Below are 21,192 nucleotides of genomic sequence, written 5' to 3'. Positions count from 1 at the left end.
CGCGATGACGGCTATTCACTTTTGAGGTAAGCACTCCATGTCAGTTGCATCTGGATACGTCCACATCTCCGTCCGTAACGCCAACAAGGCCGCGTCGAACGCAGGGCTCCGGCCCGGCTTCGGCAACCGCCCCGGCTACGCCCCCGCCCAGCAAGGCACGGGCCAGCAGGCTCCCGGTTATGTTCCGCAGGGTTACAACCCCAACTCCTATGGCCAGTTGCGCGCTGTACCTACCGCCGAGCCGGCACCCATGACTGCGCCCACTCCGGTGATTGCCCAGTCCGACAGGCTCCGCCCCGTTGCCAACGACAACGTGGCCCGTGGCTTTGTGCTCTACATGGGCATTGACGAAGAAACCGCAGCGGCAGCCGGCACCTCCATTGCCAAACTTGCCCAGGAAATCCGCGCCTATGCGCAGTCCCTCGTGACCGGCGCTGAGAGCTATGCTGCCGTGGCAGTCGCCCCAGCCGGCGCGCCCGGGTCCGCACTCGACGTCGTGCGTTCTACCTTCGGTGACCCCACCGTCGCCGCACGCCAGCGCACCGAAGCTGCCCGTCCGACGCCCCAGCAGGAATCCCGCCCCTCCGGCGTGCTGATCGATCTCGCCCGCCGCGAAGTGCACCTCGATGGCGAATCCCTGAACCTGACGTTCAAGGAATTCGAGCTCCTCAACTACCTCGTCGAGAACGGTACCCGCACCGTGGGTCGCGACGAACTCCTTGAGGGTCTGTGGCGCAACGCCGAAGAGGTGCCCAACGAGCGCACCATCGACGTCCACATCCGCCGCCTCCGCTCCAAGCTCGGCCGCCTCGCCAACACCGTCCGCACGGTCCGCGGCCAGGGCTACCGCTTCTACGAGCACCCCGAAGTTATTGTGTGGGCCGCTCCGGAATACTCGATCTAAGCAGTACTGCAGCCGAAAGGCGGCATCATCCCTCTGCGCCTGCGCTCGTTCCTCACGCAACAACGGCGCTGTCGGGATATGCCGTCTTTCGGCTATTGCTTGCCCTGAAGAGGATTGGCCTCCGCGGCTGAAGGGTCCGTGCGCAAGGGGTGTGTGCGGCTACCACCTGCATTGGCCGGTGAAGCCCCTTGGCACGCCCGCTGCGGCCGCGTGTCCGGGGCGGATAGGGTTGGTTCATGAGCGACCACCACATCAAGCGCCTCGTGATCATGCGGCATGCCAAGGCTGATTGGCCCATGGGTGTGCCTGATCATGAGCGTCCCCTCGAAGAGCGTGGGCACCGTGAGGCTCCGCTCGCGGGCAAGTGGTTGCTCAAGCAGGGCGTGGTGCCGGACTTCATCCTGTGTTCGTCCGCACTGAGGACCCGCCAGACGTGCACCTGGGTGTGCGATGAGCTGGGTGACAAAGCGCCGACGCCGAAGCTTGAAGAGGGCCTGTACGCCGCCTCCGCGAACCGCATGCTAACGGTCATCAATCATGTCCCCGACACCGTGACCACCCTGATGGTCATCTCGCACATGCCCGGGGTCCAGGACCTCGCCATGCACTTGGCTTCGCGCGATTCGGACCACGACGCCTACATGGATGCCGCCACCCGATACCCAACGAGTGCGTTGACGGTATTGGAGACGGAGAAAACCTGGGCTGAGCTGGATGGGCAGGATGCGCGGCTGACGCACTTCACGGTGCCCCGCACATAACCTGCTACTGCGAGTTGCTGGAATCTCCGTGCGCCAACTGCGGCATGCACATGCAACGAATCTCGAAAACGGGCAGGCCCGCTGCTTCATCTCCGTGCCCCGTTGCGATCAGGTACTCGCCGTCGAACATGTAGACCGGCAACTGCGGTGCCATGTATTCGTTGTAGCGGCTGGGGTACACCCATTGCCCGCGGATATCGAAAGCCGGCAGTGCGTAGGGATCGCGCCGGTTGTGGGCGCTCGGATACAGTCCGTCGTCGATCATGATGTAACTCACCAGGCCATACGTGTGATGGTGGTTCATGTCCGTGGGAAAGAGGATTGCTTCCACAGTTGGGCCCCTTCAGAAGTTTCGACGATCGCGCTCCGGGCGGCGCGGACAGCTAGGTAAGGTTAGCCTAAGCTAACATCTGGCTGGGCGTCGAATGTTCCCCTGTGTGACGTTGATCAACCCCGCGGCAAAGGCAGGTCCTCAGCGGCCACGTCCCGCAGGATGCGTACGGTGTGGCGGATGGTGGGGCTGGCGGTCATCGTTTTCCGGTACACCACGCCAACTGAACGTTGTTGGACGGGGTTCATTACGGGAATGGCCATGACTCCCGGTGGGAGCGGTGGCCTTCCCAGACGCGGCACCAGCGCCACGGCTACCCCTTGCTCCACCATGGCGATGTGCGTGGAAAAGTCGGGGTCATAAATGCGGATGTCGGGAACCCGCCCCAGTCCGGCGAAGATCTGCAGCAGAGCCTCGTTACAGATTGCCCCCGCCGGGGTGCTGATCCAGGTCTCGTTGAGCAAGTCTTCACGCTCGACGGCGGTGCGGGACGCGAGCGGGTGGGTGCTGTTGACCAGGACATCAGCCTGGTCGATGCAGAGGTCCTCGTGCACCAGGTTCTCCGGGATCACCAGTGGCACGGAGTTCCAATTGTGGACCACTGCCAGTTCCGCCTCGCCGGATGCCACCCTCTGCACCGCTTCGCGGGGGTCCTCTGCCAGCACTGTGATCTCCACGGCGGAGTGGGCGGCCGCCATGCGCCCGAGCATGGGGCCCACCAGCCCCCGGCACGCGGTTGAGAACGCCACCAATCTCAGCAGGCCGGACGGTTTGGCGGGATCAGCGAGCAGCGTTGCCTGAAGTTCCTCCAGTTCACCCATGATCCGTCGGCCATAGCCGGCCAATGCCAGACCTCGCTCAGTGAGGAGCACGCCGCGGCCATTGCGCTCCAGGACCGCAACACCGGTCTGCTTCTCCAGTTTTTTGATCTGCTGTGAGACTGCGGAGGGGCTGAAGCCCATCACATCGGAGGCCGCCACCAACGAGCCGTGCTGTTCCACGGCAACAAGCGCCCTCAAAGCTGAGATGTCGATCATGAAGCAAATCTACGCGTTTCCATGCAGAATTCAACGCTGGTGCTTCACACTGAAGAGAGTCAGAGTGTACTTGTGAACCTTCGCCACTCCGCCCTCGCCGTTTTGGTCGCCGTCTTGTGGGGCATCAACTTCGTAGCCATTGACCTTGGCCTGCACACGAACGGCAGGGAAGTTCCTCCGCTGCTTTTCGTTGCGATGCGCTTCCTGCTCGTCGTGTTTCCGTTCATCCTGTTCATCCGTAAGCCGGACGTGGGCTGGAAGGCGATAGTCGGCGTCGGACTTTTCATGAGCGCCGGTCAATTCGGCCTCTTGTACCTGGGCATGGCGCTCGGGATGCCGGCGGGCTTGGCTTCACTGGTCCTCCAGGCGCAGGTCCTGTTCACCATCCTGCTGGCATCGAAGGTGCTGGGGGAGAAGCCCAGTCGTCGTCAGATGGCCGGAGTAGTGCTCGGCATTGCGGGCTTGGGCGTGGTGGCACTGGGGCGCAGCGCTGTGGCCCCCGTCCTTCCGCTCATGATCGTGTTGGCTGCGGCGTTGTCCTGGGCTGTTGGCAACGTGGTGGCCCGGCACTCCAAAGCCGCTTCCGGTTTGGGCCTGGTGGTGTGGTCCGGTGCAGTGGTTCCTGTTCCCTTGGCGGGGTTGTCGTTGGTAGTGGACGGGCCGGGCACGGTGTGGGCAACGCTCACGGACCTGCAGCCGGCCACCATCCTCAGCGCGATCTACACGGCGGTGTTTGCGTCCCTGATTGGTTATGGCATCTGGAACCGGTTGTTGTCGCTGTACCCGAGTTCCGACGTCGTGCCCTTCACGCTTTTGGTCCCTGTGGTGGGGATGACGGCGGCGTGGTTGGTCCTGAACGAGATTCCCACGCTCACCGAAATCGTGGGCGGTCTGATCCTGCTCCTCGGTGTGGCCACGGCAGTGCTCGGGGCGGGACGCAAAACCCGTCCCAAACCGACCGTTGCGGGGCCCGCTCTGCGGCTCTAATTTCCGCGGAAGCGCGCAGAGCGGGCCCCGCAACGGAGGGAATCAGCGCAGGGTGAAGATGGTCCGGTGCCAGTCCTTCTCGATGACGCCGTCCAGCTCCACCATCACGTGCTTCACCTGGGTGTATTCCTCAAAGGAGTACGCGGACATGTCCTTGCCGAATCCGGACTGCTTGAAACCGCCGTGGGGCATCTCGGAGATGATCGGGATGTGGTCGTTGACCCAGACGCAGCCCGCCTTGATCTCGCGGGTGGCGCGCATGGCGCGTTGGAGGTTGTTGGTCCAGGCTGACGCTGCCAATCCGTAGACGGTGTCGTTGGCGAGCTGGATCGCTTCGTCATCCGTGTCGAAGGGAAGAACCACCAGGACCGGGCCGAAGACCTCGTCCTTGACGATCTCTGAATCGGGGGCGGCGTCCACCACCAGGGTGGGCCGGTAGAAGGCGCCTTTTTCGAGGCCGCCGCCGGTAGGGGCATGACCCCCGGCCACTACTTTGCTGTAGCCCCGGGCTCGATCCACCATTCCCGCCACATGGTCGCGCTGCTTGAAGGAGACCAGGGGGCCAAGGTCCGCGTCGGTATCCCCAGGCGCGCCAAGGACGATCCCGTCGAAGCGCTCGGAGACCTTCGCCACGAATTCCTCGTACACGCTCCGGTGCACAATGGCGCGGGTGGCAGCGGTGCAGTCCTGTCCGGTATTGATGAGCGAACCTGCCACGGCGCCATGCACTGCGGCGTCCAGGGTGGCGTCGTCGAACACCACGAAGGGTGCTTTTCCGCCCAGTTCAAGGTGCACGCGCTTGGCATTGACGGCAGCAGCTTCCAGGACCGTGCGGCCAACAGCGGTGGAGCCCGTGAAAGACACCATGTCCACACCGGGGTGCCGCATGAGCGCTGCCCCAACAGTGGCGCCGTCGCCCACCACCACGTTCACCACGCCGTCGGGCAGTCCGGCATCCGTGAGCGCCTGCGCGAACATGAGCGATGTCAGCGGCGTGATCTCAGCGGGCTTGAGGATGATGGTGTTGCCGGCGGCGATCGCGGGCAGAATCTTCCATGCAGCCATCTGCAGCGGGTAGTTCCACGGTGCGATGGACCCCACCACGCCAATCGCCTCGCGGCGGATGGAGGAGGTGTGCTGGGGTGAGTACTCAGCTGTGGCTTTGCCTTCGAGGTGGCGGGCGGCTCCGGCGAAGAAATCGATGTTGTCGATGGTGCCGGGGACGTCGAATTCGCGGGTCAGCCGCAGCGGCTTGCCTGTCTGTGAACTCTCCACCCGGGAGAACTCCGCGGCCCGTTCCTCCATGATCCGGGCGAACTTCTGCAGGATCCCGGCTCGTTCTCCCGCGGTGGTCCGTGACCATGCGGGGAAGGCTGAGCGGGCAGCTGCCACCGCGACTTCGAGGTCAGCCACCGAAGCGAGGCTCACGGTTTCCACCACCTCGGAGGTCGCGGGGTTGATGACGTCCAAGGTGTTGCCCGAGGTGCCGGACAGAAGGTGTCCGTTGATGAACTGATGCATGTGGGTGCCGTGCTTTCCCTGCCGGGCGTCGGTGTCCGGGCAGTGATGAAGGGACGACGCCGGATGGTGGCGTCGTGCGGGGGAGGTGCGTTGCGTTGCCGGGCAGGCAGGTGTCAGGCCTGCGTGCTTTCGCGTTCGGCGCTGTCCAGGATGGCCGCGAGACCGGCCTGGAATGCCTTCAATGAGTCGAGGTTTTGCAGTGCGGCGTGGTGTTTTTCCAGGAGGGGGTGCCCGGTGATGCGGGTGAAGACCCTGGGGTTGAGCCAGGGATCGTGGCCCTCGGAGTCCGGGAGTCGCTGGATTTCTACGGCAATGCCGGCGCCGAGTGCAAGGGTGTAGCTTTCCAAGGCTGCGTAGTAGTGCACCACGCGGTCCTCGTCGAGCCCGGCGTCGGTGAGGCATTGCAGGACGAACTCGATTGCCTTTAGCTCGCCGGGGCCGTAGGTGTCCGTGGCGAATGACTCGCTGCCCAAGGAGGGGTGCTGCATGAAAACCCTGAGGAGTTCGTCCAGGTACGCTTCAAGCCGGGTGCGCCAGTCCTGATCGCGCGCCGCGGCCAGCGTACGCTCCACCGATGTCATGAACAGCTTGTCCAGTGCTGCCCTGACGATTGCGTCCCTGTTCCGGAAATGCCGGTAGACGGCGGTGGCATCCACTTCGAGTTCCTGTCCCAGCCGGCGGACGGTCAACCGTTCGCCGGGTTCCTGGCGTGAAATCCGGAGGACGGCGTCAATGATGGTGGCTGGGTCCAAGCGCGTGCGGCGGTCCGTCGACTGTGCTGGCTGCACCATCTGTTGTCCGCCTTCCATGCGATCCCCGGTTGAATATCAACCTACATGATCCATGGGCACCTCCTTTCGAGGACAAGTCAAAGTCTTTGTCAGCGTTGATGTCAACACTGTTGACTTTAATGTGATCCGGCTCATAGTCTGTCTCCCAGAGTTGAATTTCCCTCGAAAGGACTCGATCGTGCACGCAGAGATTTTGTTGGAGAACGGATGGGTGTACACCGGCAAGGGCGCCGGACCCATTCGGGCAGATGTAGCAATAGGGGGCGGCCGGATCATCGCCGTCGGCAGTCCCGAGGACCTGGAGGAAACTGCGACGCCGGACACCCGTCGCGTGAACCTGGAAGGGCAACTGGTGCTTCCCGGGTTCCAGGACGCCCACATCCACCCCATCTTCGCTGGGATAGAGCTGCTCCAGTGCGACCTGACGGAGGTGGCCAGCGCAGAAGAGGCCGTGGCAACAGTTGCCCGCTACGCCGCGGACAACCCGGACCAACCGTGGATCCTGGGCGCAGGCTGGTCCATGGATTTCTTCCCCGGTGGCACACCCGTGCGGGACTTGCTTGATGCTGTGGTCCCGGACCGGCCCGTGTACCTCGTCAACAGGGACCACCATGGCGCCTGGGCCAACACTGCGGCGTTCACAGCCGCCGGGATCACCAAGGACACCCCTGATCCGGACGGTGGCCGGTTGGAACGCGAACAGGACGGAACGCCGGCAGGCACCGTGCACGAAGGTGCCATGGACCTCTTCAACGAGGTAAAGCCGGCAGTGCCCTATGAGTTGGCGTACCAAGGGCTGCTCGCATCCCAGCAGTTGCTGCTCGCCCAAGGCATCACAGCCTGGCAGGACGCCTGGGTTCCCATCCCGGAAGGCGAACATGCCGATCACCTTGAGGTCTACCAGGACGCCGCGAAGGCCGGGGATCTCAAAGTCCGGGTCACGGCATGCCAATGGTGGGACAGGACCGCAGGCATGTCCCAGCTGGACGCAATCGTGGAACGCCGGAATAGCGTACGCGAAGCATTCGACCCCCTGCAGCTCAATGCCAACACGGTCAAAGTCATGGTGGATGGCGTGGCCGAAAACTACACGGCCGCCATGCACCATGTTTACCTGGACCACCACGGCCACCACACGGACAACCGCGGGATCGAGTTCTTCGAGCCGGAGCAGTTGAAGGAGTTCGTCACCGCGATCGATGCCGAGGGCATGCAGGTTCACTTCCACGCCCTCGGCGACCGTGCTGTCACGGATGCCCTGGACGCGCTGGAAGCAGCCCGGATCAGCAACGGCGCCAACGATCACCGGCACCACCTCGCTCACCTGCAGGTGGTCCGCGGCGAGGACATTCCCCGCTTCGCGGAGCTCAATGCGGCCGCCAACGTACAGGCTCTGTGGGCCTGCCACGAGGAACAGATGGACACCCTGACGCTCCCGTTCCTGGAGCCGGGTGCGGAAGACAGGCACTACCCGTTCGGGGAACTGGCCCGCGCCGGCGCTACGGTGGTGGCAGGCAGCGACTGGCCGGTCTCCACGGCCGACCCCATCGCAGCCATCCATGTGGCGGTGAACCGCACAGCTCCCGGCGAGGACTTGCCCCCGCTCGGCCCGGAATCACAAAAGCTCAGTCTCCACCAGATCGTGGACGCCTACACCCACGGCACGGCATGGATCAACCACCTGGACGCCGCAACGGGAACGGTGGAACCGGGGAAACTCGCCGACCTCGCCATCCTGGACGTCAATCTCTTCGAGCTTCCCGTGGAGGAACTGCACGGCGCAGTGGTGACGCAGACGTGGATTGGGGGCGAGTGCGTCTATGACCGGGCGGCCGCTCAAAGCCCACTCACGGAAACAACCCGCAGTCACCAGACGACGGTAACGCAGTGAGACGGCCGACAGCACCCCTGCCTGCGCAGGGTGCCGTGCGCCGCAAACAGCGGACGACGCCGTCGCGCATCACCGCGGTGACGGTGGCCGGCGTCGTGCTCGGCTTGGTCCTGGGCGGCTGCGGCACGCGGCCCGCCAGTGTGACCGACGCCGCGGGCGGTGCCAAGTACACCCTGTCCGACTCCACAGAGAAGCCCACCCAGGAGATCGACAACTTCACCTGGGCCATGTACGCGGAGCCGTTCTCCCTGGACTACGCCTACGCGTTCGACTACCCGGACAACACTGTCCTGGCCAACGTGTGCGAATCGCTCTTCCGCTGGAATGCGGACCTCTCCACCTCGCCCGGCCTGGCCACGGGAGTGGAGAATCCGGATCCCCTCACGTGGATCTATACCATCCGTCAGGGCGTGAAGTTCCACGATGGCAGCGAGATGACGGCGGACGACGTCGTTGCGTCCCTGAGCCGCCACATCGATCCGGAAGTGGGTTCGTTCTGGGCGTCGTCCTACCAAAACGTGGAATCCATCGAGAAGACCGGTGACTACGAAGTCACGGTCACCACCACGCGTCCGGACTACGTGTTCAACAATTCGTTGGTCGGCGCCCCGGGCGTGGTGGAGTCCGCAGCAACCCTCGAGGAAGCAGGCAAGGACTACGGCAACTCCAAAGCGGGCGTGAACTGCACGGGGCCATTCCAGTTCGACCAGTGGGAAGCGGGGGAGAGCATCACCCTCAAACGCTTCGACGACTACTGGGATCCGGACCTGAAAGCCAAGTCGAAGCAGGTCACGTTCACCATGCTCCCGGACGCCACATCTCGTATCAACGCCTTCCAGACCGGCGAAATCGACGGCGGCTTCGCGATTCCGTCCAACGCGATCGACATCCTCAAAGCCAGCAAGGATGCCGGGTCCCTGTACTTCGGCAATGACACCTCCGTGCAGAGCATGGTCTTCACCAACCTGGCCGGGACCTTCCAGGATGTCCGGGTCCGCAAGGCACTCATGATGGCCATCAACCGTGAAGCGCTGATCAAGGCCGCGGAGCAGGGGTACGCGAAGAGCACGGACGCACTGACCACCAGGAGCGTGTGGAAGGACGTCCCGGCCGGCACAGCTGATGAGGCTTTTGATGGCCTCCTCTCCACGCCCTATGACCTGGAAGAGGCAAAGAAGCTGGTGAAGGAAGCCGGGGCAGAAGGGAGCAAGTTCGTCTTTGCCACCGCCTCCCTGAACGCCGCGTTCGACATCACGGCACGGGCCATCGCGTCCGCGGCCAAGGAGATCGGCTTGGAACCGGAAATCCAGACCATGTCCAACGATAAATACACCACCCTGTTCTCTGACCCGGAGGCCCGCAAGAACGTGGACCTGCTGGTGACGTCCTGGTACCTCTCCAGCACCGAACCCCTGGAAATGTACAGCGTGCTGCGGACCGGCGACTTCAGCAACTACGGCGGCTGGAGCAACGCGGAATTCGATGACCTGGTGAACTCCGCGTACAGCGTGCAGGACCCGGAAGCCCGCGGCAAACTCACCGGCCGGGCCGCAAAGCTGGCCAGCGAAGAAGTGGTCTGGGGGCCGCTCTACGAGACCGTCACCTCCATGTGGCTCGGCAAACGCATCACCGGTGCGGACCCGTCCATCAACTACATGTACTACCCGTGGGCAGCCCAGATAGGAGGTCGCTGACATGACCGCTACAGAACAAGTCCAGGCTGCCAACGCGCCGGGCGCTCCCAGCCCCAAGCGGGACAAACGCAGGGCGGTCCGCCCGGCGGTCTACATCGTGAAGAAGCTGCTGGCCCTGGTGCTGACCTTGTTCGTTGCCTCCGTGGCCGTCTTCTTCTCCCGTTTCCTGGTCCCCGGAGACCCGGCCCGCTTCCTGCTGAGGGGACGCAGCCCCAAACCTGAGGCACTGGAAGAGATCACCCGGCAGTTCGGACTTGATAAGCCGGCCTGGGAACAGTACCTGAACTGGCTCGGCGGCATCCTGCAAGGGGACTGGGGCCGCTCACTGACCTACCGCCAGGACGTTTCCGACGTCTTGCTCGGACGGCTGCCCACCACCCTGCAACTCGTCGCCTTAGCCGCAGTGTTCATCACCGTCCTTGGCTTGTTCGCCGGGATCGTCGCCAGCCTGAACAAGGGTTTCAGCGACCGCTTCATCCTCATTACGCTCACTGCGGCCGGGGCAGTCCCGCCGTTCGTTGCGGCCATTGCCCTGGTAGCGCTCTTCTCCGTGGGCCTGGGATGGTTCCCTTCCTTTGGAAGCGGCGACGGCGGCTGGGACCGGATCTGGCATCTCACCCTCCCGGCGCTCGCCTTGGGCATCACCTACATCGCCATGGTGGCCAGGGTGACGCGTTCCTCCATGAACGAGCAACTGCTCCGCGAACACGTCGAAGTGGCAACCAGCCGTGGACTCACCCGTGGGTCCGTGGTGGCACGCCACGTGCTGCGCAACGCCATGGGACCCATCCTGACCGTGAGCGGAGTGCTGGTGGCCGGACTCCTGGTCTCCAGCGCCATCATCGAGCGGACCTTCGGCCTCTCCGGCATCGGGCAACTCCTGGTGCAGTCCATCGACAGGCTCGACTTCGGTGTTGTCCAGGCGATCGTCATGGTGGTGGTTGCGGCCTTCGTCCTGGTCAACACCGTAGTGGATCTCGTCCAACCCCTCATTGATCCGCGGATCGCGGCCGGAACGGAGTCCCGATGACGTTAGCCATCCAGCTGCCACAGGCGGGGCTTCGCCGTTACGGCAGCCTCCTGTCACCCATGGCGTGGGGCGCGCTCGCCGTTGCCACCGCCGTCGTACTTCTTTCGCTGTTCGCCCCGGTCCTGGCGCCGTACGATCCGGACTACGTAGATCTCAACAACGTCCTGGCCGGTCCCAGCGGGCAGCATCTGCTGGGCACCGACGCCTTGGGCCGCGACCTCCTCAGCCGGATCATGCACGGTGGGCGGACCTCGCTCCTGGGGCCCACCATCGTGGTGATCGGGTCCACTGTGCTGGGTCTGCTGCTGGGCCTGGTGGCCGGCTGGTCCGAAGGCTGGCTGGGCAAAGTCCTGGGCCGTCTTTTCGATCTCCTCTTTGCTTTCCCTGCGCTGCTCATGGCCATGCTGGCCATCGCTTTGTTCGGCAAAGGGCTCTTCGCACCCATCCTGGCCATGACCATCGCGTATGTTCCGTACGTCGCCCGGCTCGCGCAGTCCTTGGTGGTGGCTGAGCGCAGCAGGCCTTATGTCCAGGCGTACCGGGTGCTCGGATTCCGGACGCCCTGGGTGGTGCTGGGACGTGTTCTCCCCAACCTCATTCCCACTGTCGGCGCCCAATCAACACTGAACTTCGGCTACGTGCTGGCAGACCTCGCGGCGCTCTCCTTCATCGGGCTCGGGGTCCAACCGCCCACCAGCGACTGGGGCGCCATGATCGAGGAATCCCGCGGCGCCCTGCTGGGCGGCTACCTCCTTCCCGCCTTCTGGCCCGCCTTGGTGGTGGTGCTGGTGGTGGTAGCAGTCAACGTCATCGGCGAGGAACTTTCAGACCGCATCGGAGGAAAACTTTCATGAGCCAGTTGCTGCAGATCGAAGATTTTACGCTCGGGTTTCCGGGCAGGCCGCCGCTGCTGGACAGCGTTTCCCTGCACGTTAACGACGGCGAAGCGGTCGCCTTGGTGGGGGAGTCCGGCTCAGGCAAGTCGCTGACTACCCGTGCCGCGCTGGGGTTGTTTCCCGGCGGCGCACAGTCCTCCGGCCTCGTGTCCGTGAAGGGCCTCGACACCCTGACGGCCGGGAAGCAACGGCTCATGGAGCTGCGCCGCAAGCATGCCTCGATGATTTTCCAGGACCCCCGGGCCGGCATCAACCCGGTCCGGACCGTGGGGGACTTCCTGACGGAAACACTCGTTCGGTTTGAGGGTCTGACCCGCGCCGAGGCCACCGAACGCGCCGTGAAGCAACTGGAGCAAGTAGGGCTTCAGCGGGCCAAGGAACTCATGGACCAGCACCCGCACCAGCTCTCCGGTGGCATGCTCCAGCGCGTCATGATCGCCGCGGCCCTCCTGAATTCGCCGGATCTGTTGCTGTGCGACGAGCCCACCACCGCCTTGGATGTCACCACCCAAGCCGGGATTGTGCGGCTCCTGCGCGAAGAACAGCAGTCCCGGGGTATGGGCATGCTGTTCATCACCCACGACCTCAACCTCGCCGCCAGCCTGTGTGAGCGCGTCTATGTTCTCCGGCGCGGGGAAGTGGTGGAGCACGGGCCCACCCGGACTGTGTTCCTGACGCCCCAGCAGGACTACACACGGCAGTTGGTGGAGGCGACTCCAGTCATTGAGGCCGGTGGTGGTGCTGCCTTGGCTGCGGCTCGCGGACTTGAGCCGACAGGGCCTCCTTTGCTGGAGGTTGCGGGGTTATCCAAGACGTACCACCTGCCCCGCGGAGACGTCATCACCGCCTTGGATGACGCCCGCTTCAGCCTGCCGGAGGGCGGGTCCCTGGGCATCGTGGGTGAATCCGGTTCCGGGAAGTCCACGCTCGCCAGGCTGGTGCTGGCGCTGGAAACCGCCACAGCAGGCGAACTCACCCTCCGCGGTGTCACCAGGCCACACCGGCCCCTGAAGACCTCCGAGCGGAAAGTGCTGGCCAAGGAAGTACAGATTGTCTTCCAGGACCCGTACTTGTCCTTGGATCCGCGGATCGCTGTTGGCAACGCTGTGGCCGATGTTTTCCGGCTGCACCAAAAGCAAGGACGCAAGGAATCCAAGGACAGTGCACGCGATCTCCTGGCACGGGTGGGGATCGGACCCGAGCGGTTCGATGCCAAGCCCCGGGCCCTTTCGGGCGGCCAGCGTCAACGTGTCGCCTTGGCAAAGGCCCTGGCTGCACGCCCGCGCCTCTTGGTGCTGGACGAGGCCACCAGCGCTTTGGACGTCTCCGTCCAGGCCCAGGTGCTGGAACTCGTGGAGGAACTGCGGGACCAACTCGGACTGACCATCCTGTTCGTCACCCATGACCTGGCCGTGGTGTCGCGGCTCTGCGCCGAAGTCATCGTGATGCACCAGGGACGGATCGTGGAGCAGGGGCCCACCGCGCGAATCCTTGAGGACCCCGGAGATGAGTACACGCGGAACCTCATCGCCTCCCGTCCCCGGCCCTTGTGGGACGCCGAGCCGGTCATTGCCTGACCGGCTCTTCGATCATCCATTGAAACAGGAGAACCTCCCGTGAAGACCACCGTTTTCGAACGGAATGTCCCGCAGACCGCCGTCGTATCCCACGCGCTGGAAGGTGCCGCCCACCGGCCTTTCTGGATCGACGACCTGAAGGACTCAGCAACTCATTACCCGCAGCTCGACGGCGATGCTGCCGCCGACCTCGTGATTGTCGGCGGCGGGTACACCGGCCTTTGGACAGCACTTCGCGCCAAGGAACGCGACCCTGGCCGGACGGTGATCCTGGTGGAAGCAGAACAGGTGGCCTGGGCAGCGTCCGGCCGTAACGGCGGCTTCTGCGAGGCCAGCCTCACCCACGGCCATGAGAACGGCAAGAACCGCTGGCCGGACGACCTGGAGATTTTGGACCGGCTGGGCATGGACAACCTGGACCGCATGCAGGAAGCCGTGGAGAAATACGGCATGGACTGCGATTGGGAGCGGACCGGTGAGCTCAACGTAGCCGTCGAACCGCACCAAGTGGCGTGGCTCCAGGAGGATGACAGCCCGGGCAGTGTCTTCCTGGACCAGGATGCCATCCGGGCCGAGGTGAATTCCTCCACGTACTTGGCGGGGCGTTGGCACAAGGACTCCGTGGCGATGGTCCATCCGTACAAACTCGGCCTTGAACTGGCGCGGGTGGCAACGGAGTTGGGCGTGGTGATCCATGAAGGCACCCGTGTGCGTGAACTGAAGGACCATGAGCGCGGCGTCACCGTCGTCACGGAACGGGGAAACCTGGAAGCCGGGCACGTGGTCCTTGGCACCAACGTGTTTCCGTCCCTGCTCAAGCGGAACCAGCTCATGACCGTGCCGGTGTACGACTATGCGCTCATGACCGAACCCCTGTCGGCAGAACAGCTGGAGTCCATCGGGTGGAACAAGCGCCAGGGAATCGGCGATGTCGCCAACCAGTTCCATTATTACCGCATCACCAAGGACCACAGGATTCTCTTTGGCGGGTACGATGCTCTCTACTTCTGGGGCCGTCGCGTGGACCAGCGGCACGAATACCAGCCGGAGACGTGGGAAAGGATCGCCTCCCACTTCTTCACCACGTTCCCGCAGTTGGAAGGCCTGAAGTTCACGCACAAGTGGGCCGGTCCCATCGATTCCAGCACGCAGTTCTGCGCGTTCTTCGGTACTGCTCGGAAGGGGCGGGTGGCGTACGCGGCTGGTTTCACCGGGCTGGGAGTCGGGGCCACGGCGTTCGCGGCGGACGTCCTCCTGGACCTGCTGGCCGGCCTCGACACCGAGCGCACCCGGGTGGAGATGGTCCGGAAACGGCCCTTGCCCTTCCCGCCTGAGCCGCTGGCCTCCTTGGGCATCAACCTGACCCGCTGGTCCATGGACAGGGCCGACCACAACCAAGGGAAACGGAATCTCATCCTCAAAGCGCTCGACGCCGTGGGGCTGGGTTTCGACTCCTGACCCCCCGTTGTGGGGCCTGCTTTGCGTGTTTGGATTCGGGGGAAGGGCGCAGAGTGGGCCTCGCAACGCGTGGGGTGATTTCGTTGTGGGGCCTGTTTTGCGTGTTTGGATTCGGGGGAAGGGCGCAGAGTGGGCCTCGCAACGCGTGGGGTGGTTTCGTTGTGGGGCCTGTTTTGCGTGTTTGGATCCCGAGGAAGGCCGCAGAGGGGGCCTCGCAACGCAGTGGGGTGGTTTCGTTGTGGGGCCTGTTTTGCGTGCCTGGCTTCCGCGCAGGGGCGCAGAGTGGGCCTGGCAACGCAGGTGGTGCCGTTGTGGGGCCTGCTTTGCGTGTTTGGATCCCGGGGAAGGGCGCAGAGTGGGCCTCGCAACGCAGGGGGGTGGGACGCTAGCGCTTGGGGGCAGGCTTGCGTTGGGTAGAAGCGCTCGACGCCGGTCGCTTGGCCGGCGTCGTTGGCGTACGGGGCGCGGGACGCTTCACCGCGGAGGTCTTCGTTGCACCGGATGCCCTGGCCGCGCCGGTTGCACGAGGTGCCGACGCAGCCTGGCGCTTAGTGCCTGTAGCAGGACGTGGGGCAGGTTTGCGCGGTGAGGGGGTGCGCTTTACCGTCGTCGAAGGTCGTTTCGGCGGAACAGCGGCACGCGATCCGAACGAGGGCACCACTGCCCCGAGGAACAGCACCGCCAGTGTCCCGACCCCCGCCACAGCAGCCAGGTAGAAGTAGATGTCGGAGTCCTGGGTGCTGCCGGCACTGCCCAGGGCGCTGGCATCCTGGTTGAAGGCGATGCCCCACATTCTCAAGAACGCGATGCTGCAGCCAATGAAGAGGCTGGTGCCCACTGCGCCAAGGAGGACCACGAGGTAGCGGCGGCGGCTGAAGACCTGCACCAAGGAGGCCAAATAGCAGACCAGGACAGCGCCCAGGAACAAGTACAACACCAGTTCCTCGAGTACCACCGCGGCCAGTACCAACAGCCCGAGCGAGACGAACGCGGACACCACCGCAAGCTTCCCGCTGTTCCCCATGTGACGCATGAGGTTAATCATCGCCGACCAAGTGGCAGCGCCACGCCGTCGTACATTGCAGTTGAATACCGTTGTGAGGCCCGCTCTGCGAGCTGTGAGCCGGTTGGAAGGCGCAGAGCCGGCCCCGCAACGCCCGTCCGGTTGCTTGCGAGGCCCGCTCTGCGCCCCAAAAGCCAAAAAGACCCCGCAGAGCGGGCCTCGCAACGCGCAGGACGAGCCTACTTGATGACGTATCCGTGCATGATGGTCATGACAGCAGCCACGCTCTGCTCGCGGGTCCGCTCYGGGTTGTACGTCTGGCGGTCCAAGCCCACCACGAAGATGGCCCCGAAGATCGCCGCCTCCAGCGAACCGCGGGCAATGGACTCGTTGACCTTGTACCCGGACGCTACGCTTTCCACGGCCGAACCAATCACGGCCAGGAGTTCAGCGCGAAGTTCAGCGAACACGGCACTCCATTCGCCGGGGGTGCGCCAGTTTTCGCTGACCCACAGGCGGGCGAAAGAGGGGTAGTCGTCCATGAACTCCATGGCCTGGCCCACCATGTTGTTCATGGATTCCAGGGGATCGCTGGCCTGCCCGCGAACGTCCTGGAGCCGGACCAGCATGATGTCCACACCGTGCCGAAGCAACTGGGCGATCAGGTCCGACTTGCTGCCGAAGTTGTAATAGACGGTCCCCTTGGACACCCCGGCCGCAGCCGCGATTTCGTCCACCGTGACCCCCGCGGCACCGCGCTCGCCGATCAATTCCATGGAGGCCTCGAACAGCCGCTGCTTGGTGGCGTTGGTGCGGCCGGGGCGGAGCTTCTTCTCCGCAGGGGCAGGTGCGACTGACTCGGAAGGGACGGGCTCGGTGGTGCTCATACTGCGATCTCCGGCTTCAGCGTCTTGAGGGTCCACACCTTGTGCTTGCGGACGGCGAGCGTGGACAGCGCCATTCCCAGCAAAGTGTATCCAAGCAGGCCCAGAACGGTGGGCCAGATCATGCTGAGCTCACCTCCGTAGATCAAGTGCCTCATGCCGGTGACCACGTAGCCCATGGGCAGGACCTCGTGCACCACATGCAGCGGCATGGGGGTGGTCTGCCACGGGAACGTTCCGCCCGAGGACACCAACTGCAGGACCAACAGGATCAGCACCACGAACTTGCCGGGTGTCCCCATCAGCGCCACGATGCCCTGGATGATCGCGCTGAAGGCCATCACCGCGGCCAGCATGAACAGCCACATGCCCATGGGGTGGGCAGGGTTCAAGCCCAGGCCAAGGTTCACTACGAGTGTGAGGATGGTGGCCTGCAGCACCGAGACCACGAAGAACGGCAGCCAGCCTCCGACGGCGATTTTCCAGGCGGGGGCGTTCGACGCCAGTGCCCGCTGGGTGATGGGCCGCATGGCCTGGACCAGCATGAACACGCCGATCCACAGTGCCAGGGTCAGGAAGAACGGGGCCAGCCCGGCGCCGTAAGAGCCCGCCTTGGCCTGCGAGACGTTGTCCACCGCCACAGGATCAGCAATCACTTTGGACACGCTGCTCTTCTGCTCATCGTTCGGGTTGGGGATGTCGCCCGCGCCCTTCGCGAGCTCGGTGGCGAGGGTGTGTGAACCATCGGCCGCGGTCACTGCGCCGCTGGCAAGCTGGCCTGCGCCGTCGTCCAGTTGGCGGGCGCCGTCGTCGAGCTTGGCCGCGCCTTCCAAAGCGGTCTGCTGTCCGGCGGCCAGCGTTGCCGCGCCGGTGTTCAGTTGTCCGGCCCCTGCGGCGGCTTGAGAAATCGCGTCGGTGAGTGTTGGCGTGGCTCCGGCGAGTTTGGCGGCCCCGGCGCTCACGGCAGCCGAGCCGTCCGAGAGTTGCTGGATCTTGGCGGCGTCGCCGGAAATCTTGGCCTTTGCGTCCGTCACGGGGCTCGATGCCGCGGCGGCGTCGAAGTCCGCCAAGACCTTGGCGGCCTGCTCCTGGGTCAGCACGCCGGCGGTAACCAGCCGGGCATTCGACTCGACAACGCGGTTCCGGAGGCCTTTGTCTGCCGCTTCAAGCTGCCCGACGACGTCCTGGACTTTCGCGTTCAGCTCGGCGTTTCCGGCGGCTACTTGGGCGGCGCCGTCGGCGAGTTTTTTGGAGTCCGCAGGCAGCGTGGCCGTTTTGTTCTTCAGCTCGGTGAGGCCTGAGCTCAGCTGGCTGGCGCCGGTGTTGAGCTGGACCGCACCGTCCCGAAGTTTGCTTTGCCCGGCCACGAGTTGGTCGGCGCCGGTCACCAGTTCGGTGGTGCCGCCGTGGAGTGTTGTGGCGCCATCGCTCAGCTTTCCCACGCCCGTGGCCAGTTCCGAGGCTCCGTCCGCGGCCTTGACGATTGACGCGTGGATGGTCCCGAAGCCTGTGAGGAGCTGGTTTGCCGTTTCCTCGCCTACCTCCTTGGCCACCGTGGAGTGAACTGCCGTGGTGAGCTTGTCCACGATGGTGCTCAACAGGTAATTGTTGGCGTCGTTGGTGGTGACGTGCAGCATGGCCTGGTTGGCGGCGTCGAAGCTGCCGGGCGAGACCAGGTTGGCGGAGAAGTCCTTGGGGATGCGCAGCGCAAAGGCGTACTCACCTGTACGGACACCGGCGTCTGCGTCTTCGGCGCTGGAGACAGGCTTCCAGTTGAAGACGTGTCCCTCCACCAAGCTGTCGGCCACTTTCCGGCCCGCCTGCAGTTCGGTCCCGTCCGACGACGTTGCTCCCGTGTCCTCCACGACCAACGCGGCGTCGATCTGGTTCAGGTTGCCGTACGGATCCCAGTTCGCATAGAGGTACACGGCGCCGTACAACAGCGGAACCATGGTCAGGGCGAGGATGGTCAGCTTGGGCAGGAGCCCGCCGGTCATGCGCTTGAGTTCGGAGCGGGCGAGCCGCAGAACAGTCACTTTGCAGTCCTTTGGAGGTTTTCGGATTCGGGGTCAGCGGCTGCCTGGGGCACTGCTGGAGTGTCGAGCGTTTCTTCAGTCGCCGGCTCGACCGCATGTTTTGCTTTGGGCTCGACGGCGGTGGGTTGGGGCTCAGCGGCCGGCCGGGGATCGACGGAGGCGGCCGGCTTGGGTTCGGTGTGGGCGGCATCCGCCTCCGGTTCGGGCGGGTGCGTCACGGAGTTGCCGATCACCGCTGCGGCGCCGGTCCAGTTGTCCGGCAGGGCAGCGACGACGGCGACGACGGCAAGCGGCCGCCCGGCGTCGGACGCCAAAGCCTGAAGCCTGGGCAACCACGCTGCGGAATCGGCGCTGTGGCGGTCGGGGGAGTCCACCACGAGGAGGTCCGTGGCCGGATCTGCCAGGGCAAGTGCGGTCAGGAGTTCGAGCCGGCGGGCGGCGGGAATTTGTTCGATCCAGAGACCCGCGATGTCCTCGAAGCTGTTGACCTTCAGCCATGGCTTGCTCAGCAAGGCCCCACGGTAGCGGCGGGGGATGAGGGAGAGGTCTTCGGTGACGAGGTCACGGACGCTGAGGTGCTGCTCGGGTTCGTTGACCCCGGGGGAGTCCACCAGGGCGCTGGCGAGCCGGACTTTTTTGGTTTTGGTGGTGGTGTCCCAGCTGAGGACGCCATTGCTGGGCTTCATGCGGCCGCTCAGGGCCAACGCCAAAGCGGTCCGCTGGTCCTGGCCCTCTCCGGCAACGAGCAGAAGTTCGCCGCGGCGGACCTGAAGTGACGTTGCCGGCAGGAGATCGTCCCGGCGGCCGTTGATCTGGAGTTGCTGTACGGACAGCACAATGAAGCCTTTCGCAGAAATGGTGTCTGCTGAAAGTCTAACTAAACTGACTGGTCAGTTCAAATAGAGTTTAGAGTCCGTACTTCTCCAGGAGTCGCAGCCATACTTCGCTGATGGTCGGATATGAAGGAACGGCGTGCCACAGGCGGTCCAGCTTCACTTCGCCCACGATCGCGATGGTGGCCGAGTGCAGCAGCTCTGCAACGCCGGGGCCCACGAAGGTGGCGCCGACAATCACCTGCCGATCCTCATCCACCACAATCTGGGCCCACCCCTTGTAGTCGGGGGAGTGTAGTTGGGAACCGGAAACGTTGATGGGAAGTTCCACGCCGGTGACGTTCTTTCCCTGCAATAAAGCCTGCTCAAGGCTTGGCCCCACGGAGGCAACCTCAGGATCGGTGAACACCACGCTCGGGACGGCGTGATCGTTGGCAGTATGGGCCCACGGGCTCCACGGTTTCGGTGTGCCCTGGAGCTTGCCGTTGGCCCTGGCGACGATGGCGTCGCCGGTGGCGCGGGCCTCGTACTTGCCCTGGTGGGTCAGCAGGACCTTGCCGGCGGCATCCCCAGCGGCATACAGCCAGAGGCCGCTGGTGCCGTCGCTGGCCGGGCCTTCAACCAGGCCGCTGGCGTCGGTCGTGAGGCGGAGCGGCTTGCCGTTCTGCGCCTCCACGCCAACATTCTCCAGGCCCAGATTGGCCAAGGCGGGGTGCCGGCCCGAGGCAACCAGTAGTTTGTCAGCGGTGACAGTTTTGCCGTCGAACGCCACCGTCACTGTGCCGTCGTCGTTCTTCCCAACGTTCTGGACGTCGGTGTGAACGTGGACGGTGACGCCGTCGGCGCGGAGCCCGGCCAGGACCAGGGTGGCGGCCTCTTCCGGGTAACTGCTGAGCAACCGGCCACGGGCAATCAAAGTCACGTCCGAGCCGAGCCGGGCGAATGCCTGCGCCATCTCCACACCCGCTACACCGCCGCCGAGCACGGTGAAGCGCCTGGGGATTTCCTTCGCTGCCGTGGCTCCGCGGGTGGTCCAGAAGGGGACGTCCTTCAAGCCCTCGATTTCCGGGATTGTAGGGGTCGAGCCCGTTGCGACCACCACGGCATGGTGTGCCTTCAGTGCGTAACTGTTGCCGTCGAGGCCATCCACCTGGACCTCGCGCGGGCCAGTGATGCGGCCGCGTCCACGGATGAGCTCGATGCCCGCACTGTCCAGCCACTCCACCTGGCTGCCGTCCTGCCAGTTGTTGGTGAACCAATCCCTGTTCTTCAGCGCAGCTTGGGCGTCGACCACTCCGGTGACAGCCTCGGACGCGCCGGGGACTAGTTGTGCAGCGTGGAGGACATTTCCTGGCCGGAGCAGTGCCTTGGAGGGGATGCAAGCCCAGTATGAGCACTCGCCGCCCACTAATTCGCTCTCGACAATCACCGCCGTGAGGCCGCCGCGAACCACCCGGTCCGCCACGTTTTCCCCTACGGCGCCCGCGCCGATCACGATTACATCGAATTCCCGCGAGGTCTCGGCAGTCATGGGAGAAGCCTACAACCGGCGCCTGTG

General features: G+C 64.5%; 18 protein-coding genes. 9 read left to right on the top strand and 9 right to left on the bottom strand.

Annotated features, from left to right (window positions below; translation table 11 throughout):
• Positions 1 to 37: 37 nt before the first annotated feature.
• Positions 38 to 904, top strand: a complete 867-nt coding sequence (locus tag AB4Y77_RS12455; RefSeq protein ID WP_253466465.1) for a winged helix-turn-helix domain-containing protein — start codon at positions 38 to 40, stop codon at positions 902 to 904.
• 236 nt (positions 905 to 1,140) lie between these two features.
• Complete coding sequence (locus tag AB4Y77_RS12450; RefSeq protein ID WP_253466467.1) at positions 1,141 to 1,665, top strand: SixA phosphatase family protein; 525 nt, start codon at positions 1,141 to 1,143, stop codon at positions 1,663 to 1,665.
• 4 nt (positions 1,666 to 1,669) lie between these two features.
• On the opposite strand, the gene AB4Y77_RS12445 is transcribed toward AB4Y77_RS12450, so the two are convergent.
• Together AB4Y77_RS12445 and AB4Y77_RS12440 are read right to left on the bottom strand one after the other, a co-directional pair.
• The gene (locus AB4Y77_RS12445; RefSeq protein ID WP_253466469.1) at positions 1,670 to 1,996 is read right to left on the bottom strand and encodes a hypothetical protein; all 327 of its coding nucleotides are present in this window, start codon (positions 1,994 to 1,996) and stop codon (positions 1,670 to 1,672) included.
• Positions 1,997 to 2,112: 116 nt separating this feature from the next.
• Positions 2,113 to 3,033, bottom strand: coding sequence for a LysR family transcriptional regulator (locus tag AB4Y77_RS12440; protein WP_253466472.1), 921 nt, complete (start codon positions 3,031 to 3,033; stop codon positions 2,113 to 2,115).
• Positions 3,034 to 3,105: 72 nt separating this feature from the next.
• On the opposite strand from AB4Y77_RS12440, the gene AB4Y77_RS12435 reads away from it, so the two are divergent.
• A complete protein-coding gene (locus tag AB4Y77_RS12435) occupies positions 3,106 to 4,020 on the top strand; it encodes an EamA family transporter (RefSeq protein ID WP_442014170.1) in 915 nt (304 codons plus the stop codon).
• A 42-nt stretch (positions 4,021 to 4,062) separates the two neighbouring features.
• On the opposite strand, the gene AB4Y77_RS12430 is transcribed toward AB4Y77_RS12435, so the two are convergent.
• On the bottom strand, positions 4,063 to 5,541 hold the full coding sequence (locus AB4Y77_RS12430) for a gamma-aminobutyraldehyde dehydrogenase (RefSeq protein WP_442014169.1): 1,479 nt from the start codon (positions 5,539 to 5,541) through the stop codon (positions 4,063 to 4,065).
• 113 nt (positions 5,542 to 5,654) lie between these two features.
• A complete protein-coding gene (locus AB4Y77_RS12425) occupies positions 5,655 to 6,332 on the bottom strand; it encodes a TetR/AcrR family transcriptional regulator (protein ID WP_442014168.1) in 678 nt (225 codons plus the stop codon).
• A gap of 178 nt (positions 6,333 to 6,510) precedes the next feature.
• Between AB4Y77_RS12425 and AB4Y77_RS12420 the strand changes: the two genes are divergently transcribed.
• From AB4Y77_RS12420 to AB4Y77_RS12395, 6 genes are read left to right on the top strand one after another with little or no spacing between them, the layout of a single operon-like run.
• Positions 6,511 to 8,223: an amidohydrolase gene (locus AB4Y77_RS12420; RefSeq protein WP_442014167.1), complete on the top strand. Its 1,713-nt coding sequence runs from the start codon at positions 6,511 to 6,513 to the stop codon at positions 8,221 to 8,223.
• On the top strand, positions 8,220 to 9,917 hold the full coding sequence (locus AB4Y77_RS12415) for an ABC transporter substrate-binding protein (protein WP_442014166.1): 1,698 nt from the start codon (positions 8,220 to 8,222) through the stop codon (positions 9,915 to 9,917). The genes AB4Y77_RS12420 and AB4Y77_RS12415 overlap by 4 nt, the downstream gene beginning before the upstream one ends.
• A 1-nt stretch (position 9,918) precedes the next feature.
• On the top strand, positions 9,919 to 10,947 hold the full coding sequence (locus AB4Y77_RS12410; RefSeq protein ID WP_442014165.1) for an ABC transporter permease: 1,029 nt from the start codon (positions 9,919 to 9,921) through the stop codon (positions 10,945 to 10,947).
• A complete protein-coding gene (locus tag AB4Y77_RS12405) occupies positions 10,944 to 11,801 on the top strand; it encodes an ABC transporter permease (RefSeq protein WP_311214180.1) in 858 nt (285 codons plus the stop codon). The genes AB4Y77_RS12410 and AB4Y77_RS12405 overlap by 4 nt, the downstream gene beginning before the upstream one ends.
• Entirely contained in the window at positions 11,798 to 13,420 is a 1,623-nt protein-coding gene (locus tag AB4Y77_RS12400) for a dipeptide ABC transporter ATP-binding protein (RefSeq protein ID WP_442014164.1), read from the top strand. The genes AB4Y77_RS12405 and AB4Y77_RS12400 overlap by 4 nt, the downstream gene beginning before the upstream one ends.
• Positions 13,421 to 13,459: 39 nt before the next feature.
• Entirely contained in the window at positions 13,460 to 14,878 is a 1,419-nt protein-coding gene (locus tag AB4Y77_RS12395) for an NAD(P)/FAD-dependent oxidoreductase (RefSeq protein WP_311214182.1), read from the top strand.
• 385 nt (positions 14,879 to 15,263) lie between these two features.
• On the opposite strand, the gene AB4Y77_RS12390 is transcribed toward AB4Y77_RS12395, so the two are convergent.
• The 5 genes from AB4Y77_RS12390 to AB4Y77_RS12370 all read right to left on the bottom strand — a co-directional run bounded on the left by AB4Y77_RS12390 (position 15,264) and on the right by AB4Y77_RS12370 (position 21,165).
• Positions 15,264 to 15,902: a hypothetical protein gene (locus tag AB4Y77_RS12390; protein ID WP_311215306.1), complete on the bottom strand. Its 639-nt coding sequence runs from the start codon at positions 15,900 to 15,902 to the stop codon at positions 15,264 to 15,266.
• Between the two features lie 218 nt (positions 15,903 to 16,120).
• A complete protein-coding gene (locus AB4Y77_RS12385; protein ID WP_442014163.1) occupies positions 16,121 to 16,768 on the bottom strand; it encodes a TetR/AcrR family transcriptional regulator in 648 nt (215 codons plus the stop codon).
• On the bottom strand, positions 16,765 to 18,801 hold the full coding sequence (locus AB4Y77_RS12380) for a YhgE/Pip family protein (protein WP_442014162.1): 2,037 nt from the start codon (positions 18,799 to 18,801) through the stop codon (positions 16,765 to 16,767). The genes AB4Y77_RS12385 and AB4Y77_RS12380 overlap by 4 nt, the downstream gene beginning before the upstream one ends.
• Positions 18,798 to 19,637 carry an ABC transporter ATP-binding protein gene (locus AB4Y77_RS12375; RefSeq protein ID WP_442014161.1) on the bottom strand — a complete coding sequence of 280 codons (840 nt, stop codon included), beginning with the start codon at positions 19,635 to 19,637 and terminating at the stop codon, positions 18,798 to 18,800. The genes AB4Y77_RS12380 and AB4Y77_RS12375 overlap by 4 nt, the downstream gene beginning before the upstream one ends.
• Before the next feature lie 70 nt (positions 19,638 to 19,707).
• Positions 19,708 to 21,165, bottom strand: a complete 1,458-nt coding sequence (locus AB4Y77_RS12370; protein WP_442014160.1) for a dihydrolipoyl dehydrogenase family protein — start codon at positions 21,163 to 21,165, stop codon at positions 19,708 to 19,710.
• Between the last annotated feature and the right edge of the window lie 27 nt (positions 21,166 to 21,192).

The organism is Paenarthrobacter sp. YAF11_1 (genome assembly GCF_052113445.1).
Lineage (GTDB): Bacteria > Actinomycetota > Actinomycetes > Actinomycetales > Micrococcaceae > Arthrobacter.
Note: the sequence above shows the minus strand (reverse complement) of the source record. Positions and strands in the feature narration are given on the sequence as shown.